The 21,844-nt window shown below is 65.9% G+C and carries 25 protein-coding genes; 23 read left to right on the forward strand and 2 right to left on the reverse strand.

The features are described 5' to 3' along the window. Positions 1-2: 2 nt before the first annotated feature. Positions 3-437: a LysR substrate-binding domain-containing protein gene (locus ALIDE2_RS08670; RefSeq protein ID WP_071536547.1), complete on the reverse strand. Its 435-nt coding sequence runs from the start codon at positions 435-437 to the stop codon at positions 3-5. Positions 438-904: 467 nt separating this feature from the next. Here ALIDE2_RS08670 and ALIDE2_RS24310 point away from each other — a divergent pair, with 467 nt between their 5' ends. The 8 genes from ALIDE2_RS24310 (at position 905) to ALIDE2_RS08710 (ending at position 8,016) form a co-directional block, all read left to right on the forward strand. Continuing rightward, the gene (locus ALIDE2_RS24310; RefSeq protein ID WP_013721842.1) at positions 905-1,816 is read left to right on the forward strand and encodes a LysR family transcriptional regulator; all 912 of its coding nucleotides are present in this window, start codon (positions 905-907) and stop codon (positions 1,814-1,816) included. 554 nt (positions 1,817-2,370) lie between these two features. Beyond that, positions 2,371-3,126 (forward strand): hypothetical protein, encoded by a 756-nt coding sequence (locus ALIDE2_RS08680; RefSeq protein ID WP_010792182.1) that lies wholly within the window; start codon positions 2,371-2,373, stop codon positions 3,124-3,126. A gap of 124 nt (positions 3,127-3,250) precedes the next feature. Next, on the forward strand, positions 3,251-3,469 hold the full coding sequence (locus tag ALIDE2_RS08685) for an AlpA family transcriptional regulator (protein WP_004255100.1): 219 nt from the start codon (positions 3,251-3,253) through the stop codon (positions 3,467-3,469). Between the two features lie 40 nt (positions 3,470-3,509). Continuing rightward, positions 3,510-4,376, forward strand: coding sequence for a ParA family protein (locus ALIDE2_RS08690; RefSeq protein ID WP_013721843.1), 867 nt, complete (start codon positions 3,510-3,512; stop codon positions 4,374-4,376). Continuing rightward, entirely contained in the window at positions 4,360-4,596 is a 237-nt protein-coding gene (locus tag ALIDE2_RS08695; RefSeq protein WP_012584779.1) for a hypothetical protein, read from the forward strand. Before ALIDE2_RS08690 ends, ALIDE2_RS08695 begins: the two co-directional genes overlap by 17 nt. After that, positions 4,589-6,232: a ParB family protein gene (locus ALIDE2_RS08700; protein WP_041701356.1), complete on the forward strand. Its 1,644-nt coding sequence runs from the start codon at positions 4,589-4,591 to the stop codon at positions 6,230-6,232. The genes ALIDE2_RS08695 and ALIDE2_RS08700 overlap by 8 nt, the downstream gene beginning before the upstream one ends. Positions 6,233-6,249: 17 nt before the next feature. Continuing rightward, the gene (locus ALIDE2_RS08705) at positions 6,250-6,810 is read left to right on the forward strand and encodes a DUF2857 domain-containing protein (RefSeq protein ID WP_010792177.1); all 561 of its coding nucleotides are present in this window, start codon (positions 6,250-6,252) and stop codon (positions 6,808-6,810) included. A 3-nt stretch (positions 6,811-6,813) separates the two neighbouring features. Then, positions 6,814-8,016 carry an STY4528 family pathogenicity island replication protein gene (locus tag ALIDE2_RS08710; protein WP_013721845.1) on the forward strand — a complete coding sequence of 401 codons (1,203 nt, stop codon included), beginning with the start codon at positions 6,814-6,816 and terminating at the stop codon, positions 8,014-8,016. A 51-nt stretch (positions 8,017-8,067) separates the two neighbouring features. Here ALIDE2_RS08710 and ALIDE2_RS08715 read toward each other — a convergent pair whose 3' ends face one another. Then, on the reverse strand, positions 8,068-9,285 hold the full coding sequence (locus ALIDE2_RS08715; protein ID WP_013721846.1) for a phospholipase D family protein: 1,218 nt from the start codon (positions 9,283-9,285) through the stop codon (positions 8,068-8,070). A gap of 236 nt (positions 9,286-9,521) precedes the next feature. On the opposite strand from ALIDE2_RS08715, the gene ALIDE2_RS08720 reads away from it, so the two are divergent. From ALIDE2_RS08720 to ALIDE2_RS08790, 15 genes are all read left to right on the forward strand, one after another. Further along, positions 9,522-10,310, forward strand: coding sequence for a PFL_4669 family integrating conjugative element protein (locus ALIDE2_RS08720; protein ID WP_013721847.1), 789 nt, complete (start codon positions 9,522-9,524; stop codon positions 10,308-10,310). Continuing rightward, positions 10,307-10,855, forward strand: a complete 549-nt coding sequence (locus ALIDE2_RS08725; protein ID WP_004362273.1) for a DUF3158 family protein — start codon at positions 10,307-10,309, stop codon at positions 10,853-10,855. Before ALIDE2_RS08720 ends, ALIDE2_RS08725 begins: the two co-directional genes overlap by 4 nt. Further along, positions 10,852-11,235 carry a single-stranded DNA-binding protein gene (locus ALIDE2_RS08730; protein ID WP_004362284.1) on the forward strand — a complete coding sequence of 128 codons (384 nt, stop codon included), beginning with the start codon at positions 10,852-10,854 and terminating at the stop codon, positions 11,233-11,235. The genes ALIDE2_RS08725 and ALIDE2_RS08730 overlap by 4 nt, the downstream gene beginning before the upstream one ends. A 293-nt stretch (positions 11,236-11,528) precedes the next feature. Continuing rightward, on the forward strand, positions 11,529-13,544 hold the full coding sequence (locus tag ALIDE2_RS08735) for a DNA topoisomerase III (RefSeq protein WP_013721848.1): 2,016 nt from the start codon (positions 11,529-11,531) through the stop codon (positions 13,542-13,544). A gap of 779 nt (positions 13,545-14,323) precedes the next feature. After that, entirely contained in the window at positions 14,324-14,560 is a 237-nt protein-coding gene (locus tag ALIDE2_RS08740; RefSeq protein ID WP_010792170.1) for a hypothetical protein, read from the forward strand. 25 nt (positions 14,561-14,585) lie between these two features. Next, positions 14,586-14,978, forward strand: a complete 393-nt coding sequence (locus ALIDE2_RS08745) for a hypothetical protein (protein ID WP_013721849.1) — start codon at positions 14,586-14,588, stop codon at positions 14,976-14,978. 250 nt (positions 14,979-15,228) lie between these two features. Further along, the gene (locus tag ALIDE2_RS08750; protein ID WP_013721850.1) at positions 15,229-15,945 is read left to right on the forward strand and encodes a DUF5983 family protein; all 717 of its coding nucleotides are present in this window, start codon (positions 15,229-15,231) and stop codon (positions 15,943-15,945) included. A gap of 290 nt (positions 15,946-16,235) precedes the next feature. Next, entirely contained in the window at positions 16,236-17,036 is an 801-nt protein-coding gene (locus ALIDE2_RS08755) for a hypothetical protein (protein WP_013721851.1), read from the forward strand. Between the two features lie 66 nt (positions 17,037-17,102). Next, a complete protein-coding gene (locus ALIDE2_RS08760) occupies positions 17,103-17,465 on the forward strand; it encodes a DUF3085 domain-containing protein (RefSeq protein ID WP_003294147.1) in 363 nt (120 codons plus the stop codon). A 344-nt stretch (positions 17,466-17,809) separates the two neighbouring features. Then, a complete protein-coding gene (locus ALIDE2_RS08765; RefSeq protein WP_013721852.1) occupies positions 17,810-18,361 on the forward strand; it encodes an STY4534 family ICE replication protein in 552 nt (183 codons plus the stop codon). A 54-nt stretch (positions 18,362-18,415) separates the two neighbouring features. Continuing rightward, positions 18,416-19,027, forward strand: a complete 612-nt coding sequence (locus ALIDE2_RS08770) for a DUF3275 family protein (protein WP_004255049.1) — start codon at positions 18,416-18,418, stop codon at positions 19,025-19,027. A gap of 88 nt (positions 19,028-19,115) precedes the next feature. After that, the gene (locus ALIDE2_RS08775) at positions 19,116-19,481 is read left to right on the forward strand and encodes a hypothetical protein (RefSeq protein WP_013721853.1); all 366 of its coding nucleotides are present in this window, start codon (positions 19,116-19,118) and stop codon (positions 19,479-19,481) included. An 84-nt stretch (positions 19,482-19,565) separates the two neighbouring features. After that, positions 19,566-20,216: a hypothetical protein gene (locus tag ALIDE2_RS08780; protein WP_003141029.1), complete on the forward strand. Its 651-nt coding sequence runs from the start codon at positions 19,566-19,568 to the stop codon at positions 20,214-20,216. A 65-nt stretch (positions 20,217-20,281) separates the two neighbouring features. Then, positions 20,282-21,391 carry a DUF6094 domain-containing protein gene (locus tag ALIDE2_RS08785; RefSeq protein ID WP_013721854.1) on the forward strand — a complete coding sequence of 370 codons (1,110 nt, stop codon included), beginning with the start codon at positions 20,282-20,284 and terminating at the stop codon, positions 21,389-21,391. 101 nt (positions 21,392-21,492) lie between these two features. Further along, positions 21,493-21,798 carry a hypothetical protein gene (locus ALIDE2_RS08790; RefSeq protein WP_013721855.1) on the forward strand — a complete coding sequence of 102 codons (306 nt, stop codon included), beginning with the start codon at positions 21,493-21,495 and terminating at the stop codon, positions 21,796-21,798. The last annotated feature ends 46 nt before the right edge of the window (positions 21,799-21,844 follow it).

Here is a 21,844-nt window from a genome sequence, read left to right on the forward strand (position 1 = left end):
CTTCACCCGCGGCAGCACTCGTTGGATCTGACGTTCATGACTCCCATATGCATGTGGGTCACCAGCACCAGCGGATAACGCAGCACCTCGTCCAGTGAGATACGTTTGTGCTTGAGCAGCGGATGCCATGCCGGCGCCGCGACCATGAGGGGGGGCGCTCCAAAGCGCCTTAGCCACGATGTCGTCACCCACTTCACCAGACTGGGCCCTAGGTCATACAGATCGCCATGCAGCCCCTTGATTTGCTGCGACAGTGACACCTCGAACAGGCGCAACTCGACGTCGGGCTCCTCCTGCCAGCTTAACGCCAGCAAGGTCGGCAAGCGCGACGGGGTGATGCCATCGGACAGCGTAATGCGTTGCTGACCGTGAAAGCCGTTGGCCGCTCCCCTCACGCTGTCGCGGGCTTGCTGCAAGGCAGTGAAGAGGCGCGGCACATGTTACAGGAATTGCTTGTCCGCCCGCGTCAGCCGCTTGCTGCGACTGCTCCGGCCGCAGTGCTTCAGCAGCGCGGTTACAGGTGGCGATCTCGAATTCGCCGAACATGCCCATCGACAGTTCATCCGGCGCGATGCCCGCTGGCGCGAACTTCAGACGCTGCGCCGCCGCCCGTGTCGACAGACCAAATCGCTCGCCCTCGGGGAGTGACGTAAGACGCCGCGACTGTCTTCCTCGGGTCGCTGCGGCCACAGAAGATAGCCGAGGCGCGCTGGCGCGAGTGCTCTAGCTAGCCATCCGCCATGACCGCCGCCCGCGTTCAAGCAGCGTTGCAATAACTCCGGACACCATTGCCCGCGTGCTGTGAGCCGGCGACGGCAGCCGCTGCAAGACATGCCGGCCTCTTCTCCGCACGCATGCGGCTCCCTACGATCATAAGGACTGGTCACGTCACGAGGGACTGCGCATGAACTTACGTCATCTTCGCTGTTTCATTGCTGTAGCCGAGGAACTGCACTTCGGTCGAGCCGCTAGGCGGCTGCATATAGAACAATCTCCCCTATCACGCACGATCCGCAAGTTGGAGACAACTCTAGGCGTGACGTTGCTCAGTCGCACGCCGCGGGGCGCAACCCTGACTTGGGCAGGGCGAGTCTTCCTCGACGACGCCCGCCGCATCATGTTGAGCGTTGAGCAGGCAGTGGCCAGCGCGAAGGCTGCTGCCTCCGGTTCTCAGGGCATTTTGCGAATCGCGCTGTCGAGAGACATAGGACGGGCGAGGCTATCAGCACTGCTTGCACTGTGCCGCGAAGAGTCGCCGCAGGTAAACATCCGGCTCTCCGAAGTACCGCTGACCGAACTCGTGCAGGGGCTGAACGCAAATCTGTTCGACGCCGGCTTTGCAATGGTCAATGAAGTGGAGGACGGGATCATTGCTGAGCCGCTGTGGGCCGACCCCTTGGTAGTGATCCTGCCCGCACGGCACCCGCTTGTAGCCTTCAAGGAAGTGCCGTTGCAGGAAGTGGTGAGCTATCCGCTGGTACTTTGTGATCCACGGGCATGCCAAGGTTGCGGTCGGCAGAGCGAACGACTGTTCCGCTCTGTCGATGTCCAACCGATCGTGGCTGAGTATGCCGCTTCTCACGGGCTGATGCTGACGTTGGTGGCCGCAGGGTACGGGCTAAGTTTTTCCACTGCCGCGCACTTGGCAACTTGCCAGCCGGCGGATGTTGTTGTCCGCCCGTTGGCCGGTCAGAGCGCATCGATAACCACCTATCTGTTACGAACCGAGGGTGGCATGACGGAGCCGTTGCAGCGGTTCATCGAACGCGCCGAACGTGTATGTCATCAGGACGCAAGCACATCACGCGCGATCTGACGCAGATCTATCGAAAGGTGCGCGGCTAGTTTTCTCGGATTGCGCGATTCATCTTTGGTCTTGCGGCTGACCCGATCTGCATGGCTCATGCGCTGTACTGATTCCAGTTTCGACGCAATTGCTGCGCCCTTCCGTACTCCGGCACTCGCCTGCGGGCTCGCCGCCGCGGTCATTTCACTGACGCGGAACGCATGACCTTTTGCTGGTTGCAAACCGGCTCATCCTGTTGACGCATTGGCACTTTACGCCGTTGGAATTCCTACGGAAAACTTTGGCCAGGTTTCGGGTAAAGCGCGGCACCCATGCTTGACTCCAGGGGAGCGCGACCACCAAGCCGCGTGCCGGTCCAAAGGCAAAGCGCCCGCATCATGGTTGAGGAGTTTCAAGCGTAGCAAGATGTAGTTCGCCCTTAGCCGGCCGTCAGCGCCGATGCAACGCTTCCTTCCACGATCCCGGCCGGTCCTGCGCTTCATCCGGATTTCTGGGCAATCGCCTCGCCCACTTGGGCGGTGCGCGTCTGCCAGAGTTCGATCCGACGATGGGACGCACGCGACATGGAGAAATCGAGTTGCCTTGCCTTTGGCGCCAGGATCTACTACCGCCCGATCGAGGCGGCCGTCCGTTGGGCGGGACTGTTGCGCTTTGAGCCGCGGATTCTGGAAACGCTCGGGCCACGTGCCATGCCTGAGCCGAACGACTTTCCGCGCTGGCCCTTGCTGCGCCTTTTCTCCGAGCGCATCTTCGACGCATTGGCACACGATGAGCTTTCTTACGGCAAGGCAGGCATGGCGCAGGAACCTCAGCGCCCCGCACTCGACGATCCTGCGTTGATCGTGCGCCACGTCGACCTGAAGGCGTGGATGTCGCATTACTACCCCGGTGAGCGGCCTCCATTCCTGTTCGACGGCATCGAGCGCGAACTGCATCCTTCGGTGAGCGTCGCCATGCTGAACGTGTTGCTGGCCGATCGCGAGGCCGCCAAGCTGCAGCTTGCCGAACTCGCACAACTACATGCGGCGCTGAAGGCACAGCACGAAGCGTTGGCGAAGGAGCATGCCAGTAGCATTCGTGAGGGCGATGCGAGTGAACCGGGCCTGCGCAGCGAATCGACTTACCTGAACATCATTGGCGGCCTGCTGACATTGCTGTTGGGCAAGTCCCCCGCGGGCTCTGCCTACTCGTCCTTCCGCAACATGGATGCGGTGATCAGTGCGCTACTGGCCCACCATGAAGGGCGGCCCGGCATCAGCGAGCGAACGCTGTGGAGCAAGCTGGCACAGGCGCGTCGCCACCTGGAGGCATCGCGCTGAGCCTGTAACAGCAGACTGCAATTGCAGTTGCGTGTTCTGCAGTTGCAGTGAATCTCGCAGCAGCAGCATATGGAATGCGAGACACTTTCTGAACAACGCCATCGAGCGTCAAGGAGTGCCTCTCATGTCTTCGCAGACCATCGCGCCGGCCTTGCCGCCCGAGCACCGCATCCTGCGCCGCGCCGAGGTCGAAGCCAAGACCGGCTTCAAGCGCGCGCACATCTACAGCCTCATGAAGGAAGGCAAGTTCCCCAAGGCGCTGCGCCTGGGCGTGCGCGCGGTGGGCTGGGACTCGGTGGAGATCGAACAGTGGATCGCCGATCGCCTCAAAGAACGCGCCTGACGCTTCTTCTCGGTTCATGCCATTCGACGAGGAGAAGCCCATGCAGGTGGTGTCCATCATTTCGACCAAGGGCGGCGTGGGCAAGACCACGACGGCGGCCAACCTGGGCGGCTTCATCGCCGATGCCGGGCTGCGCGTGCTGCTGCTGGACCTGGACGTGCAGCCCACGCTGTCGAGCTACTTCACGCTGGACGTTCGCGCGCCCGGCGGCATCTACCAGATGCTGGCCTTCAACGAGCGGCGCATCGAGCAACTGGTGTCGCGTACCGTGATCGCGGGCCTGGACCTGGTGCTCTCCAACGACGACCGCGGCGAACTGAACACGCTGCTGCTGCACGCTCCGGATGGGCGCCTGCGACTGCGCCATCTGCTTCCCGTCTTCCGCACGCACTACGACTTGCTGCTGATCGACACCCAGGGCGCGCGCAGCGTGCTGCTGGAGATGGCGGTGCTGGCGTCCGACCTGGCGCTGTCGCCGGTGACGCCGGAAATCCTCGCGGCGCGCGAGCTGCGGCGCGGCACGCTGCAACTGATCGAGGACATCGCGCCGTATCGGCACCTGGGCATCGAGCCGCCGCCGCTGCGTCTGCTCATCAACCGTGTGCATCCTGTGTCGTCGAATGCGCGGCTGGTCCAGCAGGCGCTGCGACAGGTGTTTCAGGAACAGGCCGGCGTGCAGGTGCTGGGCACCGACGTACCGGCCATCGAAGCCTATCCGCGCGCTGCGACACGAGGATTGCCGGTGCACCGGGTGGAGTACCGGCAGCCGGCTGGGCGCACGGCGCCCGCGGCGTTGGAGACCATGCGCACGCTGGCCGGCGAGCTGTTCCCCGTGTGGCGGGAGCGCTTCGCGCTGGTCACAGGTCGGGCCGATGCGGGAGGGGCCGGCCATGGCGAGCGCGCATGAACTGGCGCGCGGCCGCGAACGGCTGCGCGCGCTGATCGAGTTCGCGCTGGGCGAAGGCTGGCGCGTGGTTCGCACGTCCGGCGGGCACCTGAAATTCACGAAGCAAGGCTGCGCGTCGATCTACACCAGCTCGACGGCGAGCGACCACCGTGCCGACCGCAATGCCCGCGCACAGCTTCGCCGCGCCGACCGGCAAGCGCAGGAGAATGGCCGTGGCTGAGCTGACGCCGCAGGACATGGCTGCCAAGCTGCTGGCCACCGGCTTCGAGCGCAGCGGCCCTTCGGCCGCGACCTTGAGCGACCCCATCGCCGACACGCCGATGGTGGTGACGCTGGACCAGTTGCGGCCCTACGACCACGACCCACGCGTGACGCGCAACCCGGCCTATGCGGAGATCAAGGCGTCCATCCGCGAACGTGGGCTGGACGCGCCCCCCGCGATCACGCGCAGGCCGGGCGAGGCGCACTACATCATTCGCAACGGCGGCAACACGCGGCTGGCGATCCTGCGCGAGTTGTGGAGCGAGACCAAGGAGGAACGCTTCTTCCGCATTGCGTGCCTGTTCCGCCCGTGGCCGGCGCGCGGTGAAATCGTGGCGCTGACCGGGCATCTGGCCGAGAACGAGCTGCGCGGCGGCCTGACCTTCATCGAGCGGGCCTTGGGCATCGAGAAGGCGCGCGAGTTCTACGAGCAGGAAAGCGGCCAGGCGCTGTCGCAAAGCGAACTCGCGCGGCGACTGACGGCCGACGGCTATCCGGTGCCGCAGTCACACATCAGCCGCATGAACGATGCGGTGCGCTATCTGCTGCCGGCGATCCCGACGCTGTTGTACGGCGGATTGGGCCGGCATCAGGTGGACCGGCTCGCAGTGCTGCGCAAGGCGTGCGAGCGCACCTGGGAGCGGCGTGCGCTGGGCCGGCCGCTGACCGTGGACTTCGCTTCGCTGTTTCAGGATGTGCTGTCGCAGTTCGACACGCAGCCGGAGGGCTTCTCGCCCCAGCGCGTGCAGGACGAACTGGTGGGTCAGATGGCCGAGCTGCTGGAAGCGGACTACGACACGCTGGCATTGGAGGTCGATGACAGCGAAAGCCGTCAGCGAGTATTGACCAGCGAGCCGGCCGCGCCGAACCCGGCAACGCCTGTCGCACCTGCGGCGCCAGCCATCACGCCGCAACTGTCGCCCGCGGCGCCAACGCCACGGGACACCTCGCCCGTCGCGCCACCGGCAGAGACACCCTCGGCACCACCTGCCGCTGCACCAAACGCCCGGGACGGGCAGCGCGACGAGCGCCTGCAGGGGCACATCGTGACGCCGGCCCCAACCACCGAGCGCCTGCAGTCCATCCAGAGGATGGTCGCGGATCAGCTCGGCGACAAGCTACCCGACTTCGAGGCCGACGCGCTGCGTGCGATCCCGGTGCAGGTTGGCGGGCTCTTTCCCATCTCGGATGTCTGGTACATCGAGCCGGGCCTGGACGTGCCGGATCGCCTGCGCGTGCATATCGCGCAGTTCGCTCGCGAGATCGCGGGGGAAGCGGCGGTGGGCGACCACATCGAAGCCAGCGATGGCGGCATCGGCTTCGTCTGCGTGACGCCGGCCGTGGGCCAGGCGAAGGCGCTCCCGGCGTTCGCGCGTGCGATGCTGACCCTGCTGCACGCGCTGAGCACCGCGCCGGCACCCGCGACCGGGCTGGACAGCGCGCGGCTGGCCGATGACCTTGGGCCGCTGCTGCATGGTCACCGCGGCTTGGTCACGCGCCTGAGCGATGCCGGGCTGGTAAAGCTGTTCCGTCTGCTGCGCCTGGCGCGCCGGCTGCTGGATCTGGAAGCCGGCGTAGCGAGCCAGGATTCCTGAGCGCAGGAGGCTCCCGTATGTCGGCACCGCACCCGCTCAACCAGGCCGTGATCGCCCAGGCCCTGCATGACCTGCGCAACGGCCAGTTGCGCCGCTGCAAGGCCATGGGCTTCGGTGAGGAGGAGCTGGATGCGCTGAAGCACCCAGAACTCGTGAGTATGCTGGTGAATGCCACGGTGTCGTGGTGTTCGGTGTCGGTGAACCGGGAAGTGTTGAAGCGGCTGCTGAGCCAGGTGCACGACGTGGAGCGGGAGATCGCCACGGTGGACCGCATGCTGCGCCTGGGGGCGAGCACGGAGATGGTCAGCAAGTTCTACGGCCTCACGCATCAGGAAGTGGCGCTGCGCCGCGACATCCTCGGGCTGCCCAAGCGTAAGGGTCGGCATCCGGTGCTCGACGAGGCGCAGGACGTGGCCCTGTGGGAACGCTGGAAGGCCGGCATCACGGAGCGGCACATCGCACTGAACGACGACATGGCGATGCTGGCGCTGACCATGGACCTGGCCGAGGCCATGACCCTGCCCATGTCGGTGATCTGGTCGGCGATACGGAACTGGGTCGACCAGGGGCTGGTGTAGGTCATGACGACGGGCGACGCTCCACGGCGTGATGGCCCGGTTGCGCTGTCGGCGTTGTTCGACGAGGCGCTGCGGCACCTTGAGCCGAAGGAACCGGCGCAGGGCACGGCGCCGAGCCAGGACGGCTTTCTCTACAGCGGCAACCGGCACGAGAGCGTGCCGCGCGCGTTGTTCCTCGACCGGCGCCTGACGCCGCTGGAGCGCAATGCCTGGCAGGTGTTCCGCCTGCAGCTCAACGACGACGGCGTGACCGCCTTTCCCACCTACGACCAGCTCCGCCCATATCTGGCGTCCATGCCCTGTGCGGCGCAAGCCTCGCACGAGACCGTGGCGCGCGCCTTGACGCTGCTGCGGCTGACGCGCTGGCTCAGCCTGGTGCGGCGGCGGCGCGATCCCAAGACCGGCCGTATCCAAGGCAACCTCTACGTGCTGCACGACGAACCGCTGTCACCCTTCGAGGCGATGCAGCTCGACCCGGACTACCTGGGCCTGGTGAGCCAGGCGCTCACGCACGCGGCGAAGGCGGTGCAGGTCGTGGGCATGAACACGCTGCGGGAGATCGCCGAAGACCCGCTGCTCAGCGGGCGCACGCTGCCGACCCGTCTGCAAGTGCTGGCGCAGCGCATGGCGCGGCATGGCTGGACGACGCCAGGTTATCCACAGGAGGGTGCGGACCACGAATCCGAAGAAGGCCAGGAAGCCCTTCTTCGGAATGCTGCGCGCCCGTCTTCGGAATCCGAAGCAGGGCCGAAACCCGCGCCGGACAGCTCTCTTCGGATTCCGAAGGAGGACCGTACAGTACGTAATGATCGTATAAATGAAGTACGTACAGTACCGCGCGCGAGGGCCTTGCAGAACCTGCGACTGCCCGAGCGTTTCCTGCGCTTGAAGGACGAGCAGCAGGCCGGCGCGCTGGTGGCGCTGCAGCAGGTGGACGAGGCGCAGCGGCAGGCCGTTCTCGACGAGTGGGCGGCACGCTGCCACAACAGCGCGGTGCGCAACCCGGCCGGCTACCTGTTTGGCATCATCCAGAAGGCGATCCGCGGGGAGTTCAAGGCGTGGGCGGGCACCGACGCAGCAGCGCCGCCCGCGCCGCGAGCTGCGGGGCCCGCGTCATCGTCGTCGCCTTCGGCCTCCCGCCCAGCCGACCCCGAGGTGGCGCGCGCCTACCTCGCACGGCTGCGTTCAGCCTTGCGCGATCCCTGAGCTATCCCCAGGGGATAGACGGAACAGGTCGCCTTCCGTGGGGTGATCCAGTCAGGTCGCGGCTTCGTCTTCTTCCGTTTCCCGCCAATAGGCGTAGTTGAACAGTGCATCCAGCTCCGTGAAGTCGTCCAGGCCCAACGATCGTCTGACCGTATCGGCATGCCCGCAGTACCTTGCGTAGCTTTCCGCACTGACGTTCTGCTTGGTTGGATGCAGTGGGTAGTCCCGGATGCCGGCGAGCGCCAGTCCCGACACCGCGTTCTGGTTCATCACGGCGAACCGCTTGTTGTCCAGCGCGTGCAGAATCTCAGTCAGCAGGTTGATGCCTGCTCCGGTGATGGCGCCGAAATGTCGATGTAGAACGGTAAACGCTTCGGCAGGCGAGAGGTTGCGCCGGTCAAGGATGTCCGCCACTGCGGCCACGAACTGCCCTGGGTGGTTGGCGATCCGGCTCTTGCCGCGGTGCAGCCCGCCGGAATGGAACAGGCCGATCAGCGCGTCGTACTTACTCGGAAAGTCCCGCCTGGCATTGCTGCTCAGGGCCGCCAGCTCTGCCAGCCTGCGCCTTGCCTGGCGCAGGTTTCCCTTGCGGCCGGTCTTCTGCGCGGTGAATCCATGCGCTGAATCGTCGCTTTTCATCAGCTCCAGGAGGTCGGCCAGGATCGTGAAGTCCGGCCCCTCGGTTCGGCTCGCCTTCTGCGCACGCTTCTTGGCCACCTTCCGGCAAGTGTCGTGGATGATGTACTCCCGCTCGTAGGCATCAATCCGGGGCTTGGTCGCTGGCACGAGAATCCTGTCCGCGACCAGCGCATCGAGGTGTCGCGTGACAGATGCCATCAGCGCGCCGCTCGCGTCGTCGATGAGGGCCGATGCCTCGTAGTTTCCGTAGAAGCCTCCGTGGGTGAGGTTGGCCGAGCCGACGATCACCGAGCATTGCTTGCCATTCTGGAAGGCGTAGATCTTCGGGTGGAAGGTGTCGCTGGCGTTGCTGAGGTACAGGACGAGCGCGTGCTTCTCGGCGAGCGCAAAGAGCTGTCGGAGTGCTTCGGGTTCGGTCAGGTAGAAGTCCAGACCTATCGCAAACCTGGCCTTCAATCCGCCTTCCAGCGCCTTGCGCAAGGGCTTCAACAAGTCGCCGATGGCCGAGATCTTCGCGAAGGCCACCAAGCATTCCAGGCGTTCCGCCCGCTTCAGCAGCTTCTCGACTACGTGGCCGTGCCCGTGCTCTTCCCCGTTCAACAGCAACTGAACGGCTTTCCCATCCTGCATGTTTTCCCCTCGTTCTTCTGCGCAGCAACCCAGGTGCGATGCGCCCCCAGTCATTGTCATGGTTCACGCCCAGACATCAAGCATCGCGGGCTCAAGACCTATCCCCAGGGGATAGCCGGCACACACAGCCTTCCGTGCGGAACAATCCGGGCACGCATGGGCTGCGGTTTGTTGACTGACAGCCTTCCGGCCGATGCCGATGCTGGCGACTCGCCCCTTCACCGCGAGTCGCTCACATGGCCAACGAACGCACAGAACCCCTGCAACTGAATCTCGGATCGCTGCGCAGCGCGATGTCGCTGACGCTGCACACGCACCACGCTTCGCGCATCTGGCACGGCCGCGCGCCGACCGAGGGGCGCCCCGGCATCATCGGTCTCAACGGCTTCATCGGCGCCATGAACAAGATGAAGCGCGGCGCCGAGCAGGACGACCCGTACTCGGACTGGTGGATGTTGCGGATCGAGGACAAGCTCGCCGACACCAAGACCCGCTTGCAGACCCTGCGCGAACAGGTGGATCAGGCCCTGGCCGACGTGCCAGCGGCGCTGTCCCTGGGCGAGAACATGAATGTGCAGCCGGTGAAGCTGCCGCTGTTCGTGAATGCACAACTCGGCTTCATGGCGGTGTACCTGCTGGCCGACTACGACGACCTGGCACGCAAGCTCATCCTGGCCCACCACACGGCGCTGATCGACCGCAGCACCTTGGAGCGCTGGCTCAATGATGGCGCGCACGCGCTGCGCAGCCTGTTCTCGCTGGCCCAGCAGTACCGCTACTCGGGCACGACGCGCGACGACTTCGCGGCGAAGAACGCGGCGGCGCGAGCGGCGCTGGAGAAGTTCGGCGAGTTGCCGCAGGACGTGCTGGAAGGCACGCGCCGCTCGCGCTTCGCGCCACCCATCGCGCGGCGGTCGAACAAGCCCGGCACGCCGCCTGCTGCGCCTGCTATCGTGCCCGATGCGCAGGCTCCCACGGGTGGCGCAGCCGATGGTGCCGCGGGCGATGAGGGTGTTGGCGCATGACAGCATCACCCCCTATCAGCCACTCCACGCGCTTCGTGGCGCTGGAACAGGCGGACTTCCAGCGGCTGGAACACGCAGGCTACCTAAAAGGCCTTTTACAGCCTTTTAAGGGTAAGGGGAGTCTGGAGACCTGGGCCAGCCAGTGCGCAGCGCTGCGCGACGACGTGATTGGCCTGGCGCAGCGGCGCGTGCTGCCCCAGGCGCGCGCCTATCCATTCAGTCTGCTCGACGTGCAACTGGCCCAGCAGGCCACTGGCGCAGGGACGACCTTCCTGCGCTGGCGCAACCTCGACCGTTCCTCCATGGGCGTGGCGTTGTGGGAGGCCCTGCTGGCCAACCCCGCGACGCCGGCCTCGCTGATCGACGAGCTGTACGCGATCGAATTGCAGCGCATCGTGCTGAACATGCAGATCAGCCTGACCCACAGCATCGCTCGCCAAGCCCTGGAATGCGCCAACAAGGCCGCGCAGGCCGAAGCGGCTTACCTGCGGCGCGTCCACGGGCATACCGCGTCCGTTCCACCCACCACCAAGGAGTCACCATGAGCACGCACTTCGTCGGCGAGGGCAACATCGGTTCTGCGCCGGACTACCGCGAATTTCCGAACGGCAACGACGAGCCGCGCCGGCTGCTTCGCCTGAACGTCTACTTCGACAACCCGATCCCGAAGAAGGACGGCGAGTACGAAGATCGCGGCGGCTTCTGGGCGCCCGTGGAGCTGTGGCACCGCGACGCCGAGCACTGGAAGACGCTGTACCAGAAAGGTATGCGGGTGCTGGTCGAGGGCCGCACCGTGCGCGACGAATGGGAGGACGCCGACGAGAACGAGCGCGTCACGTTCAAGGTCGAGGCCCGGCGCGTGGGCATCCTGCCGTACCGCATCGAGTCGGTGGCGCTCAGCGCCAAGCCGGCCGGCGGACAGTAGTTCGCCCATCGCCGCTCCCCCGAGGGCGGCTGTAGCAACCGTCATACGCCCGCGATGCACCAGCGAGCTATCCCCAGGGGATAGCTCCAAGGTCGTCCACAGAGTTCCAGCCGCCTCCCGAAACGACGCTCTTGCTGTGCCAACTCCTGCGGTCTATGCGCACCGCTGCGGCAACGAACCGCCTGCCGATCACAAAGCGGTGTCTGCACCCATCGGCTTCCTTGCTGCCGGCATCTCCTGGCCCCGCCAAGCTGACGCCCATCCGATGAACCGCACGTTTCCAAGGAGGCTTCATGCGCGTGTTCCTGTGCGAGAAGCCGTCCCAGGGCAAGGACATTGCCCGTGTGCTGGGCGCAGGCCAACGCGGCAACGGCTGCTACAGCGGCGCGGGTGTCGTCGTGACCTGGTGCATCGGTCATCTGGTGGAGGCGGTTCCGCCCGAAGGCTACGGCGAGCAATACAAGCGCTGGGCCATCGAGCAACTCCCCATTCTTCCTGAGCGTTGGCGTGTCGAGCCCAAGTCGGCGACCGCAGCGCAATTCAAGGTCGTGCAGCAGCTCGTCGCCAAGGCGGGCGAGCTGGTGATTGCGACCGACGCCGACCGCGAGGGCGAGATGATCGCCCGCGAGATCATCGACCTATGCAGCTACCGCGGGCCGATTCAGCGCCTGTGGCTGTCGGCGCTCAACGATGTGTCGATCCGCAAAGCGCTGGGTGCGCTCAAGCCGTCCGCCGAGACGCTGCCGCTGTATTTCTCCGCACTCGCCCGATCGCGCGCCGACTGGCTGATCGGGATGAACCTGAGCCGCTTGTTCACACTGCTGGGGCGTCAGGCCGGCTATACGGGCGTGCTGTCGGTGGGGCGCGTGCAGACGCCGACGCTGAAGTTGGTCGTGGATCGTGATCGCGAGATCGCGCGATTCGTCTGCGTACCGTTCTGGGCCATCGAGGTTGCGCTTTCGCATGCAGGCCAGTCCTTCGTCGCAAGCTGGACGCCGCCGCAAGGCAGCACCGACGATGCGGGCCGCTGCCTGCAACAGCCGGTGGCGCAGCAGGCCGTCGAGCGCCTGCGCACGGCCGGCGCCGCCCAGGTGCGGTCGGTAGAAACCGAGCGCGTGCGCGAAGGGCCGCCGCTGCCGTTCGACTTGGGCACGCTGCAGGAGGTGTGCTCCAAACAGTTGGGCCTCGATGTGCAGGAGACGCTGGACATCGCCCAGGCGCTGTACGAGACGCACAAGGCGACAACGTATCCGCGCTCGGATTCGGGCTACCTGCCCGAGAGCATGCTGGCCGAGGTACCGACCGTACTCGACAGCATGGTCAAGACCGACCCCAGCCTGCGGCCGCTGATCGAGCGCCTGGATCGCCAACAGCGCTCGCGTGCATGGAACGACGGCAAGGTGTCGGCTCACCACGGCATCATCCCGACGCTGGAGCCCGCCAACCTGTCGGCCATGAACGAGAAGGAACTGGCCGTCTACCGGCTGATCCGCGCCCATTACCTCGCGCAGTTCCTCCCGCACCATGAGTTCGACAGGACGGTGGCGCAGTTCTCATGCGGCAGTCAGTCGCTGGCGGCCGTGGGCAAGCAGATCGCCGTCATCGGCTGGCGTGAGGTGCTGGCGACGCCGGGGCCGGACGATGCCGATGGCGAGGATGCGCAGCGCAGCCAGGTGCTGCCCGCCCTGCATGCGGGCCTGTCCTGCCCGGTCGGAAAGGTGGATCTCAAGGCGCTGAAGACGCTGCCGCCCAAACCCTACACGCAGGGCGAGCTGATCAAGGCCATGAAGACCGTCGCCAAGTTCGTGACCGACCCGCGCCTGAAACAGAAGCTGCGAGATACCACCGGCATCGGCACCGAGGCGACACGCGCCAACATCATCAACGGTCTGATCGGTCGCGGCTACCTGGTCAAGAAAGGCCGTGCCGTCCGCGCTTCCGACGCGGCATTCACGCTCATCGACGCGGTGCCCTCGGCCATCGCCGACCCCGGCACTACGGCGGTGTGGGAGCACGCGCTCGACATGATCGAGGCCGGCCAGATGGCGTTGGACACCTTCATCGAGAAGCAGGCCGCGTGGGTCGGTCAGCTCGTGCAGCAGTACCGCGGCGCGACGCTCTCGCTCAAGCTGCCGCCGGCGCCGGCCTGCCCGCAGTGCGGCGCGCCGATGCAGCAGCGCACGGGCAAGAGCGGCGCGTTCTGGTCCTGCTCGCGCTACCCGGACTGCAAGGGCACGCTGCCGATCGAGTCCCCGACGGGCCGGCGCAGCGCACCGCGCAAGCGGCGCGCTGCCTCCAAGGCGTCCTGATCCTCGCTTCCCCCTGCCGCGCCGGCCACTTCACTGACGGCGAGGCAAACGTCCCGCACCGCGCGGGACTCCAAAGCGCGCGTCTCCTTCTGCAACGGTGTGCGCGCCCCGTCTGCCCGCCATCGGGCGACGGGGCGAGAAGGTCATTGCTCCACGAATCGCGCCCGCCGCCATTCCCTTGATCGGTGTGCCTTGCCTCGGTCACGAGGGGCTTCCTGACGCCTTGCCGCCGCGCGAGCCGTGAGGAGGCCCCTTGGGCCGAGGGTATTCCGTGCCGGTGCCCGCCGGCGGAACAACGGGCTCCCTTTGTGTGTGGATGCACGCCAGAGGTTTCCGGCCCCAGCCACGAAACGGGCCGGGTGCGATTGCTGACGCAGCGAACGGCTTTGACGACGGCCCGCGCTGACGCAGCCCACAGGTGGTTTTCCTTCCTCTCCAGCCGAAGGCCCGCGTGGCCTTCGGCGCCCTGGTCCTTGCCTTGTCCCGTTACGCGGGCCTGCCCTAAAGCGGGCCGTCCGCGATTCGGTTTTCCCTGCGACGGCAGCCATGCTTCGCGCCCATCCTCACGCCATGCGTTGCTGACAGTCGTCAGCGGCATGCCCTGGCAGTCTCGGTCTTCAAGACTGCGACGCGGTTCGCCGCGTCGACCGATCCAGTCCGCTTCGCATCGCCCACCGCGGACGCTCGCCGGCCTGGCGACGATGCACTTTTCTCAACCACCCGAGGGGAACTCCATCCTCTACGGGATGCGTGCTCCTCGACCCACCAAGGAGCACGGCATGTCTGAACCTTCTGCATCTTCCTCTGCAACCGCAGTGCGCAGTGGTGCGCTGGCGCTGGCCTGGACCGGCAAGCGTTTGCCGCTACAGGTGCTGCGCAGCGCGGCCGGCCACTACATCGGCACGCAAGACGACGAGGGCCCGGTATCGCGGGAGTCCGTCGAGTATTTCCCGACCCACCTCGCAGCACAGCGCGCCCTGGATACCCATGCCTGGACACAGCGCGCTCACCCCTGATTCCCACCCTTCAAGGAGTTCTCTCATGAATCTGTCTTTACCCGAAGACGTGCTCGATCAGATGGCGCTGGAACAGGCGCACTTCGACGCTGCACCGCAGGCCTTCTTCGAGGCCTGGAAGCGCGGCGCGCAGATCGCCGGCCACGAGTGGTTCGGCGACGGCACACGCGAAGGTCTGCAGCGTGCCACCACCAAGTGGGACCTGCGGCCCAACATGCTGATGCTCAACGACGCCCTGGGCGTACTGAGAAGCGGTCAACGCATGTTCCTGTCCGCGATGGTGAGCTTCTACAACTCCCGCGAGGGCGGCGCGATGCTCAAGCGTTGCGGCTTCGAGGGGCTGTCCGACTTCGGCGGCCTCGATCTGGAACGGCGCCAGGTCATCGCTGACCTCACGCTGCACTACAACGGCTGGTGAGCCGTGCCTGGCAACCCACCGTCCTTTCATCCCACCCCACGAGGGACGTGCGTCCCCGTTCGGGGCCATGTCCCTCCTTCATTTCGCAGGAGCGGCCATGTCCCGAATCACCATCTTCCACTGACCTGCACCGCCCGCCACCAGGGCGGCCCGACGCCGCGGCCGGCTGACCGGTTGCCACTTCATCCACTCGCTGGGGTTCAATCCCCGGCAGGGGATTGCCTCGGCCATCCTCTGCTGGAGGAATCCCATGTCTCATTCCAAAAACCCCTTCGTCCGCGGCTACGATGGCCTGTCCGTGCAGCGGCTGCTGGCGATTTCCTACGACGACGACTGCCCGCTGAGCTATCTGCCGCTGCACGTCTCGCAGTCGCATCTGCCGGACAGCCAGGTCGAGCGCCATGCCTGCGTCTTCTGCGACGACTTCGCGCTGATCACCGAGGGCCAGAACGTGCCGCCCGAGCTGGACGCGCAGTGCCCCAGCCACGGCATCGCCCGAAACCTCGTCTACGCCGTCATGGCCGAAGAAGCCGGCCAGCCGCTGCACGTCGGCGATACCTTCTCCGAGGAAGCCGCGCGCGAGGTGGTACGCCGCCTGCGCTTCGAGACTGGGTTCTACAGCCGTGCCTGGGAAATCAGTTCGGCGCACATCACCGTGGAGGCCGGTCGCTATCTGGCCAACCTGGCCGACATCGCCACGCCGAGCGGTTTTCTGTTCGTGGCCTTCCGCATTCCCTACAGCCCGGCGGTCGGCGTGAAGCTGATCGCCACGCCCTGGACGGACGAGAACCTGCAACGGGTCGAAGGCATCACCGCCGAGCGGTTGCAGCGAGAGCATCGCCGGAAAGGCATGCCGGAGTCCCTCGTGGAGGTGCTCCACCTGGCCGCGCTCGCCGACGTGCGCCTGCTGATCTTCGATGCCGACGCGCCCGTGCTGGACGGGCTGACGCTCTACGACGACGAGTAACCCGCAACCCATTCGAGCCCCTACGTCGGGGCTCTTCTTTTTCGCGGAACGCGGTGCCGGCGCATTGCCGATTCCCGGCGGACGGCCGCCGCCATGTGCCGCACGCTGGCCGCATGTTCGCTGGCGTTGCCGGCAGCATGCCCAGGCAGTCGAGACCTTCAAGACTGCGGCGCGGTTCGCCGTGCTGGTTGTTTCGTTCTCCGGGCGCACCCGCGTCCATCCACCTCACCCTCAAGGGACCGACCTCCCTTGCGGGCGGGAGTCCCTTGGTTGCCACAAGGAGTCTCCCCATGGATACCCAAGCCATCCGTGCACAGATGCCGACGCTCGTTGTCGGTCATGTGCCTTCCAACGTCCGTTCGTTCAAGTTCAACATCTTCGACGGCCAGCCCAAGGTTTCGACGCTGGGCTTTCACATCGATCCGAAGCCTTTCGAGGGCAAGGTCATCGCCACCACCGACGAGGCCATCGTCGTCAAGACGGGACGGGCCGAGTTCGCGGTGCTTGATCGCACGCTCGTGACCGAAGTGCCCGACGAGGGCGCCAAGGTGCAGGTCGAACCCTATGTCAGACGCCGCTTCGACGGTCAGCGGGCGGACACGCCCGAGGAGCAGACCGAGTTCACCGCCGACGGCCAGCCCTACACGGTGAAGCGGTTCGTGCTCGGGTCCGCACCGGCGAAGCTGCCGATCCCCGAGCCGCGCTGCCCCGAGCTGCAGGAACTGATCGACCAACTGGAGCAGTTGCCCGCTCCCGACGGCTTCCGGCGCATCACCCACATGCTGGTGGACGCCGGTGCTCGGGACATCACCTGGGTCGATCCGCTGCCCGCCGACATCATCCGCACGCCACCGGCCATCGGCTTCACCGTCGCCACGATGAAGTTCCAGGGTCACGTCACCGTGCTGTATGAGCGTGGCCTCGACCTCTACGCGGTGGAGCTGCGCCGCGACGGCGAGCTGATTGAACGGGTCGATGAGGTGTTCTTCGACACCCTCGGCGAGACGCTGGAACGGCTGATCGACGACGGGAGCTGGCGCCGCATCCGAGTGCAGTGCCTGTTGTCGGGTCGCAAGGCTGTCCGGCACTGATCTCCCAGCAGCTTCCCGCCTTCGCGGCGGGAAGCCTCTCTTCCTGCATCCCTGGAGATCACACCCATGACTGTTCGATTCAAAGGCACGGAGCTGCGGCCCGTGCTCGCCGAAGCGGTGGCGAATCAATGCCGCGTCATCCTGGTCAAGGATCAGGGCGTGTACTTCCTGGCCGAGCGCGGCGAGCGCCGACCCGATGGTCGCCAGAAGACCATCGCCTATGCCGCCGGCTGCAACCCGGATGTCGATGCGTTCGATGACTGGTGGGAGCTGGCGCGCGCCGAGTTCGGCGGCGATGACTTTGGCGAGTTCTTCGATCCACAGGAGGGCGTGTTTGCGCGCATCCTGCACAGCGAGGACGACCTCGACGTGTCCGCCACCACGACACACCTGTCGCTGCAGGCGGTTCCTCCGCCCAGCGGTAACTGACCGCCCATCCCTGGCCCCCGCTCCGGGGGCTTCTTTCTTCCCGGCAATGCGGACAGCCGCGAGTGCCGATTGCCGCTCGCATGCGCGCCGTCCTGGCGCCACGCTTCCGGCCATGTTCCGCTGACGTCCGTCAGCGACATGCCCAGGCAGCCACGATCTTCAAGGCTGCGATGCGGTTCCGACCGCGTTGATCACTCCAGTTCGCACCGGCATCCATGCGCGAACGGCCATCGGTTTTCGATGGCGATGCCACCAAGCTGTTCCATCAACCCACGCGGGGGTTCCACACCTTCCCCGCCTTGGGTCGGGTGTGTCTCCGCCTCTTTGTTCCCAGGAGATTCACCATGACCACTTCCAACGAAAAGTCCTACTTCGATCTGCACATCACCGGCCTCGGGTACCTCAATCGCATCCGCGAAGTGAAGCCCAAGAAAGGCGATGCGTTCCTGGCCTGCGACATCGCGGCTCTGAACGGTCCCAGCGATGACGTCTCGTATGTGCGTTTCGACACGCGCGTATCGGGTTCGGAAGCGCAGCACCTGGTGCGCCGCTGCATTCAGGCGGTCGACGCCGAGAAGAAGGTGATGATCGGCTTCCGCCTGGGCGACCTGTGGACCGACACCTTCACCTACTCCAAGGGCAAGCGTGCCGGCGAGCAGGGTGTGAGCCTCAAGGCCCGCCTGCTGTTCGTCAGTTGGATCAAGGTCGACGGCAAGCTCGTCTACAAGGCCGAACCCAAGCCGACCGAGACCGACGAGCGCGACCCGGAAGTCCCTGTGACGTCCGACGCGTCCGCTGCGCAGCAAGCCTCGGCACCGGAGCCTTCCAAGCCCGTCGCCGATGCTGCCGACGACGCAGCCGATGCCCCCGCATTGGCCGTTGCCGAGTCGTTCTGATCCGCAAGGCCCCATCCCCGGGGCCTTGTCTTCTCTTCGTCCCAGGAGACCTTCATGATCACCATCCCCGGCCAACTGGCCATCAAGACCATCCACGGCAGGAACGGCGACTTCAACGTCGGCCGCCTGGCGACCTCGATCGGCGAGTTCGTCGTGAAGAACGCCGAACTCGATCAGTACCGCGAGGGCAAGTACGACGGTGATTTCGTCATCGTCGAGATTCGCCCCTCCACGTACAACGCCAACGGCCGCATGGTCATCGAGATCCGCGCCCATCTGGGCGGGATGACGCTGTCCAACATCGACGCCCTGAGCCGCGACGAAGCCCGCCGGCTGAGTCCGCAGGAAGTCGATCCGATCGACGAGGAAGCGCAGGCGCCCGCGCCGGCATCGCCCCCGGCCAAGCCGAAGGCGAAGCCGCGCAGTCCGCGCGATCCCCTGGTCGATACCACGCCGTTCGGCAGCGAACCGGCTCCCGTGTCCGCTGCGGCCTCGGCCGAGGCAGACGACGCGGCGCTGTTCGGTGCCTTGTGGCCCCTGGGCGAGACTGTGAAGCTCGATGCGACCGTGGATCGTCGTGTGCTGCGTCAGCAGCGCGACCGTCTCGACAAGCTGGGCTACGAGTTCGCTCCGTTGTCCCAGGACTGGCACCTCAAAGCTGCCTGATCCATCGCCGCCTTGCGCGGCATTCCGCCACCCGCCGGGGTTCTCCCCCGACGGGGAGGGGTCCGGCCTTTTCTTCAAGGAGACCCTCATGGGCTGGACCTTCGTTCGTCAGACGCGCGATCAGTTGATCCGCGAGCTGCTCGCTCCGCAGGCGTCCGAACGCGCTTGCTGCGAAGTCATCGACCACACGCTGGACGGCGACGTTCTGTGGACCGTGGTTCGCGTCACCGCCATGCAGGCGGGCGTCATGGGCCTCGCGGCCGGTGAGTCCGTCTGCTACATCGGCTGCAATCTGCTGGAAAGCTCGGGCGGCGATTGGGGCTACAAGTCCCTCGATGAGTCCGTGCATCCGTACTACTACTCGTGTCCGCTGCGCTATCTCGACATGGCGCCGGTGCAAAGCTCCGAGTGGCGCGAGCGGGTTCACCGCTTCCACGCGGGACGCGCCGTCTAGCGGCACGAATCTTCCTTCACCCAACCGGGGCGAGCATGGCCCCGCGGGCTGTGGTTGCTCCTTCATTTTCAAGAGGACATCACCATGCCTGCACCTTCTTCCGCGAAACCGCTGTACCGCATCGACGAATGCCCCGACCTCATGGCCGACGGTTGCGTCGGTGACGAGCAGGGCAATCTCGTCTTTCTGTCGATCTGGGCGCGCGACACCGCCGTTCAGGAGTTCCTCGCCCGCCTGACCCTCGGCCGGGATGAACAGGGACTGGATCAGTTCCACGTCATCACCGAGCAGGGCGCTTCCATCCCGGTCTTCGTCGGCAACGTCGAGAACCTGGAAAAGCGCATCACCCGCGCCTATCGGCGAACGCTGTTCGGTTCGCTGACGAATGTGTGGCTGTTCGATCGTCGCTGCGTGAAGCCAGACAAGGCCAACGCCAGCGCGCTGGCGCTTCTGCCCAGGGATTCCGCGCACCGGCTCGACCGGCTGTGGACGCTGGTGCAGGACACCTGCCCGCTGCCACTGCTCGACCACTGGCGCGACACCGTGCTGGAGCTGTTGCAGACACGGCGGATGCTGACCGGTCTTCCCTTGGCCCTCGGGCCACTGGAAGGCCATCGGCTGGCCCTCGATGTCCCGGCGCTGACGAAGGCGCTGGGCGAACTGATTCGCAACGGCACCCTCGGCGCCACGCAGTACGAACTGGCCGCGAACGCACCGCTTCGGCGTGTGGCGTGAACCATCCCCACGGGCATGCGCGCCGCGCGTGCCCGCCTTCCCTCATCCATCATCAGGAGAAATCCATGGCACTCATGTTTCCGCGCCTGGCGCGCAATTTCATTCGTAACGGCTACTTCCCCACCGACGAACCGACGCTGGAGCGGGCCTTGTCCGCACTGGCGCCGTCTCCCGGCTCCATGTCCATCCTCGATCCCTGCGCCGGCGAAGGCGTGGCGATCGCCGAAGCCGCTCACGCCCTCGGGCGCGAGCAGGTCCAGGCCTTCGCCGTCGAGTACGACGCCGAGCGCGCCCGCCACGCACGGCAACTTGTCGATCGCTGCATCCAAGGTGACCTGATGGACACGCTGATCTCGCGCCAGTCCTTCGGGCTGCTGTGGCTGAACCCGCCGTATGGCGACCTGAGCAAGGACGTGAACGGCAACATCGGCTATCAGGGCCAGGGCCGTGCGCGGCTGGAGAAGCTCTTCTATCAGCGCGCGCTGCCGCTGCTGCAGTACGGCGGCGTGCTGATCTTCATCGTGCCGTCCTACGTGCTCGACCCCGAGCTGGTCGGATGGTTGACGCGCCACTTCGTCGACCTGCGCATCTACCGTGCGGTGGAAACGCAGTTCAAGCAGGTGGTGATCTTCGGCCGCAGGATTCGTCAGCGCGACCAGGCGTCGGAGTCGGTCAAGGCCGTGCGTGGTCTGCTGCTGCAGATCGGACAGGGCGACGCCGAAGCCGAGGAGCTGCCGCTCGAATGGCCGTTCCTGCCGTACACCGTCCCTGCCAGCCCGGCCGAGCCGGAGCACTTCTATCGCGTGACGATGGAGCCCGAGCAGTTCGCCGATGAAGTCGGCCGGCTGCAAGGACTCTGGCCGGCGCTCGATACGCATCTGGGCGCCGCGCAGCAGTCGCTGCGTCCGCCCGCGCGGGCCTTGTCGCACTGGCATCTCGCCCTGGCCTTGGCCGCAGGCGCGATTTCCGGCGTAGTGACGTCCAAGAGCGGGCGCGTGCTCGTCGTCAAAGGTGACACCCACAAGGAGAAGATGCTCCAGACGGAATACACCGAACGCGACGACGGCTCCGTGGCCGAGACACGCATCCTCACCGACAAGTTCGTGCCGGTCATTCGTGCATGGGACTTGACGCTGGGCTCGCCTACGTGGGGCGAAGTGCTGACCATCCGCTGATCGCTGTTCCCTGACGGTTCGCCGTCGCTTTCATCCACCCACCGGGGTCACGTTGCCCCGATGGGGTGCCGTGGCCCCTTCTTCCAGAAGGAGAAACCACCATGGCACTCGCAGTCCTCAACCTCGGGTCACAAGCACGCTTTTCGCCAGGGCAGGTGGTCATGACCGCCGGCGTCGACGAGCTGGTCCGACAGGGCCGGCTCAACCCCTCGCCGTACCTGCGCCGCCATCTTCATGGCGATTGGGGCGACCTGGACGACAGCGATCGACGGCAGAACGACGCCGCGCTGCAATCCGGTGAGGATCGTCTGTTCTCGTCCTACCAGGTCACGCGCGACCTGAAGCTCTGGATCATCACCGAATGGGATCGCAGCGTCACCACACTGCTGTTGCCCAGCGAATACTGATCCAACATCCAGCGGCCTCGCGCCGCTTCTTTCTTCCCACCCAGGG

It is taken from the genome of Alicycliphilus denitrificans K601, assembly GCF_000204645.1.
Classification (GTDB): domain Bacteria; phylum Pseudomonadota; class Gammaproteobacteria; order Burkholderiales; family Burkholderiaceae_C; genus Alicycliphilus; species Alicycliphilus denitrificans.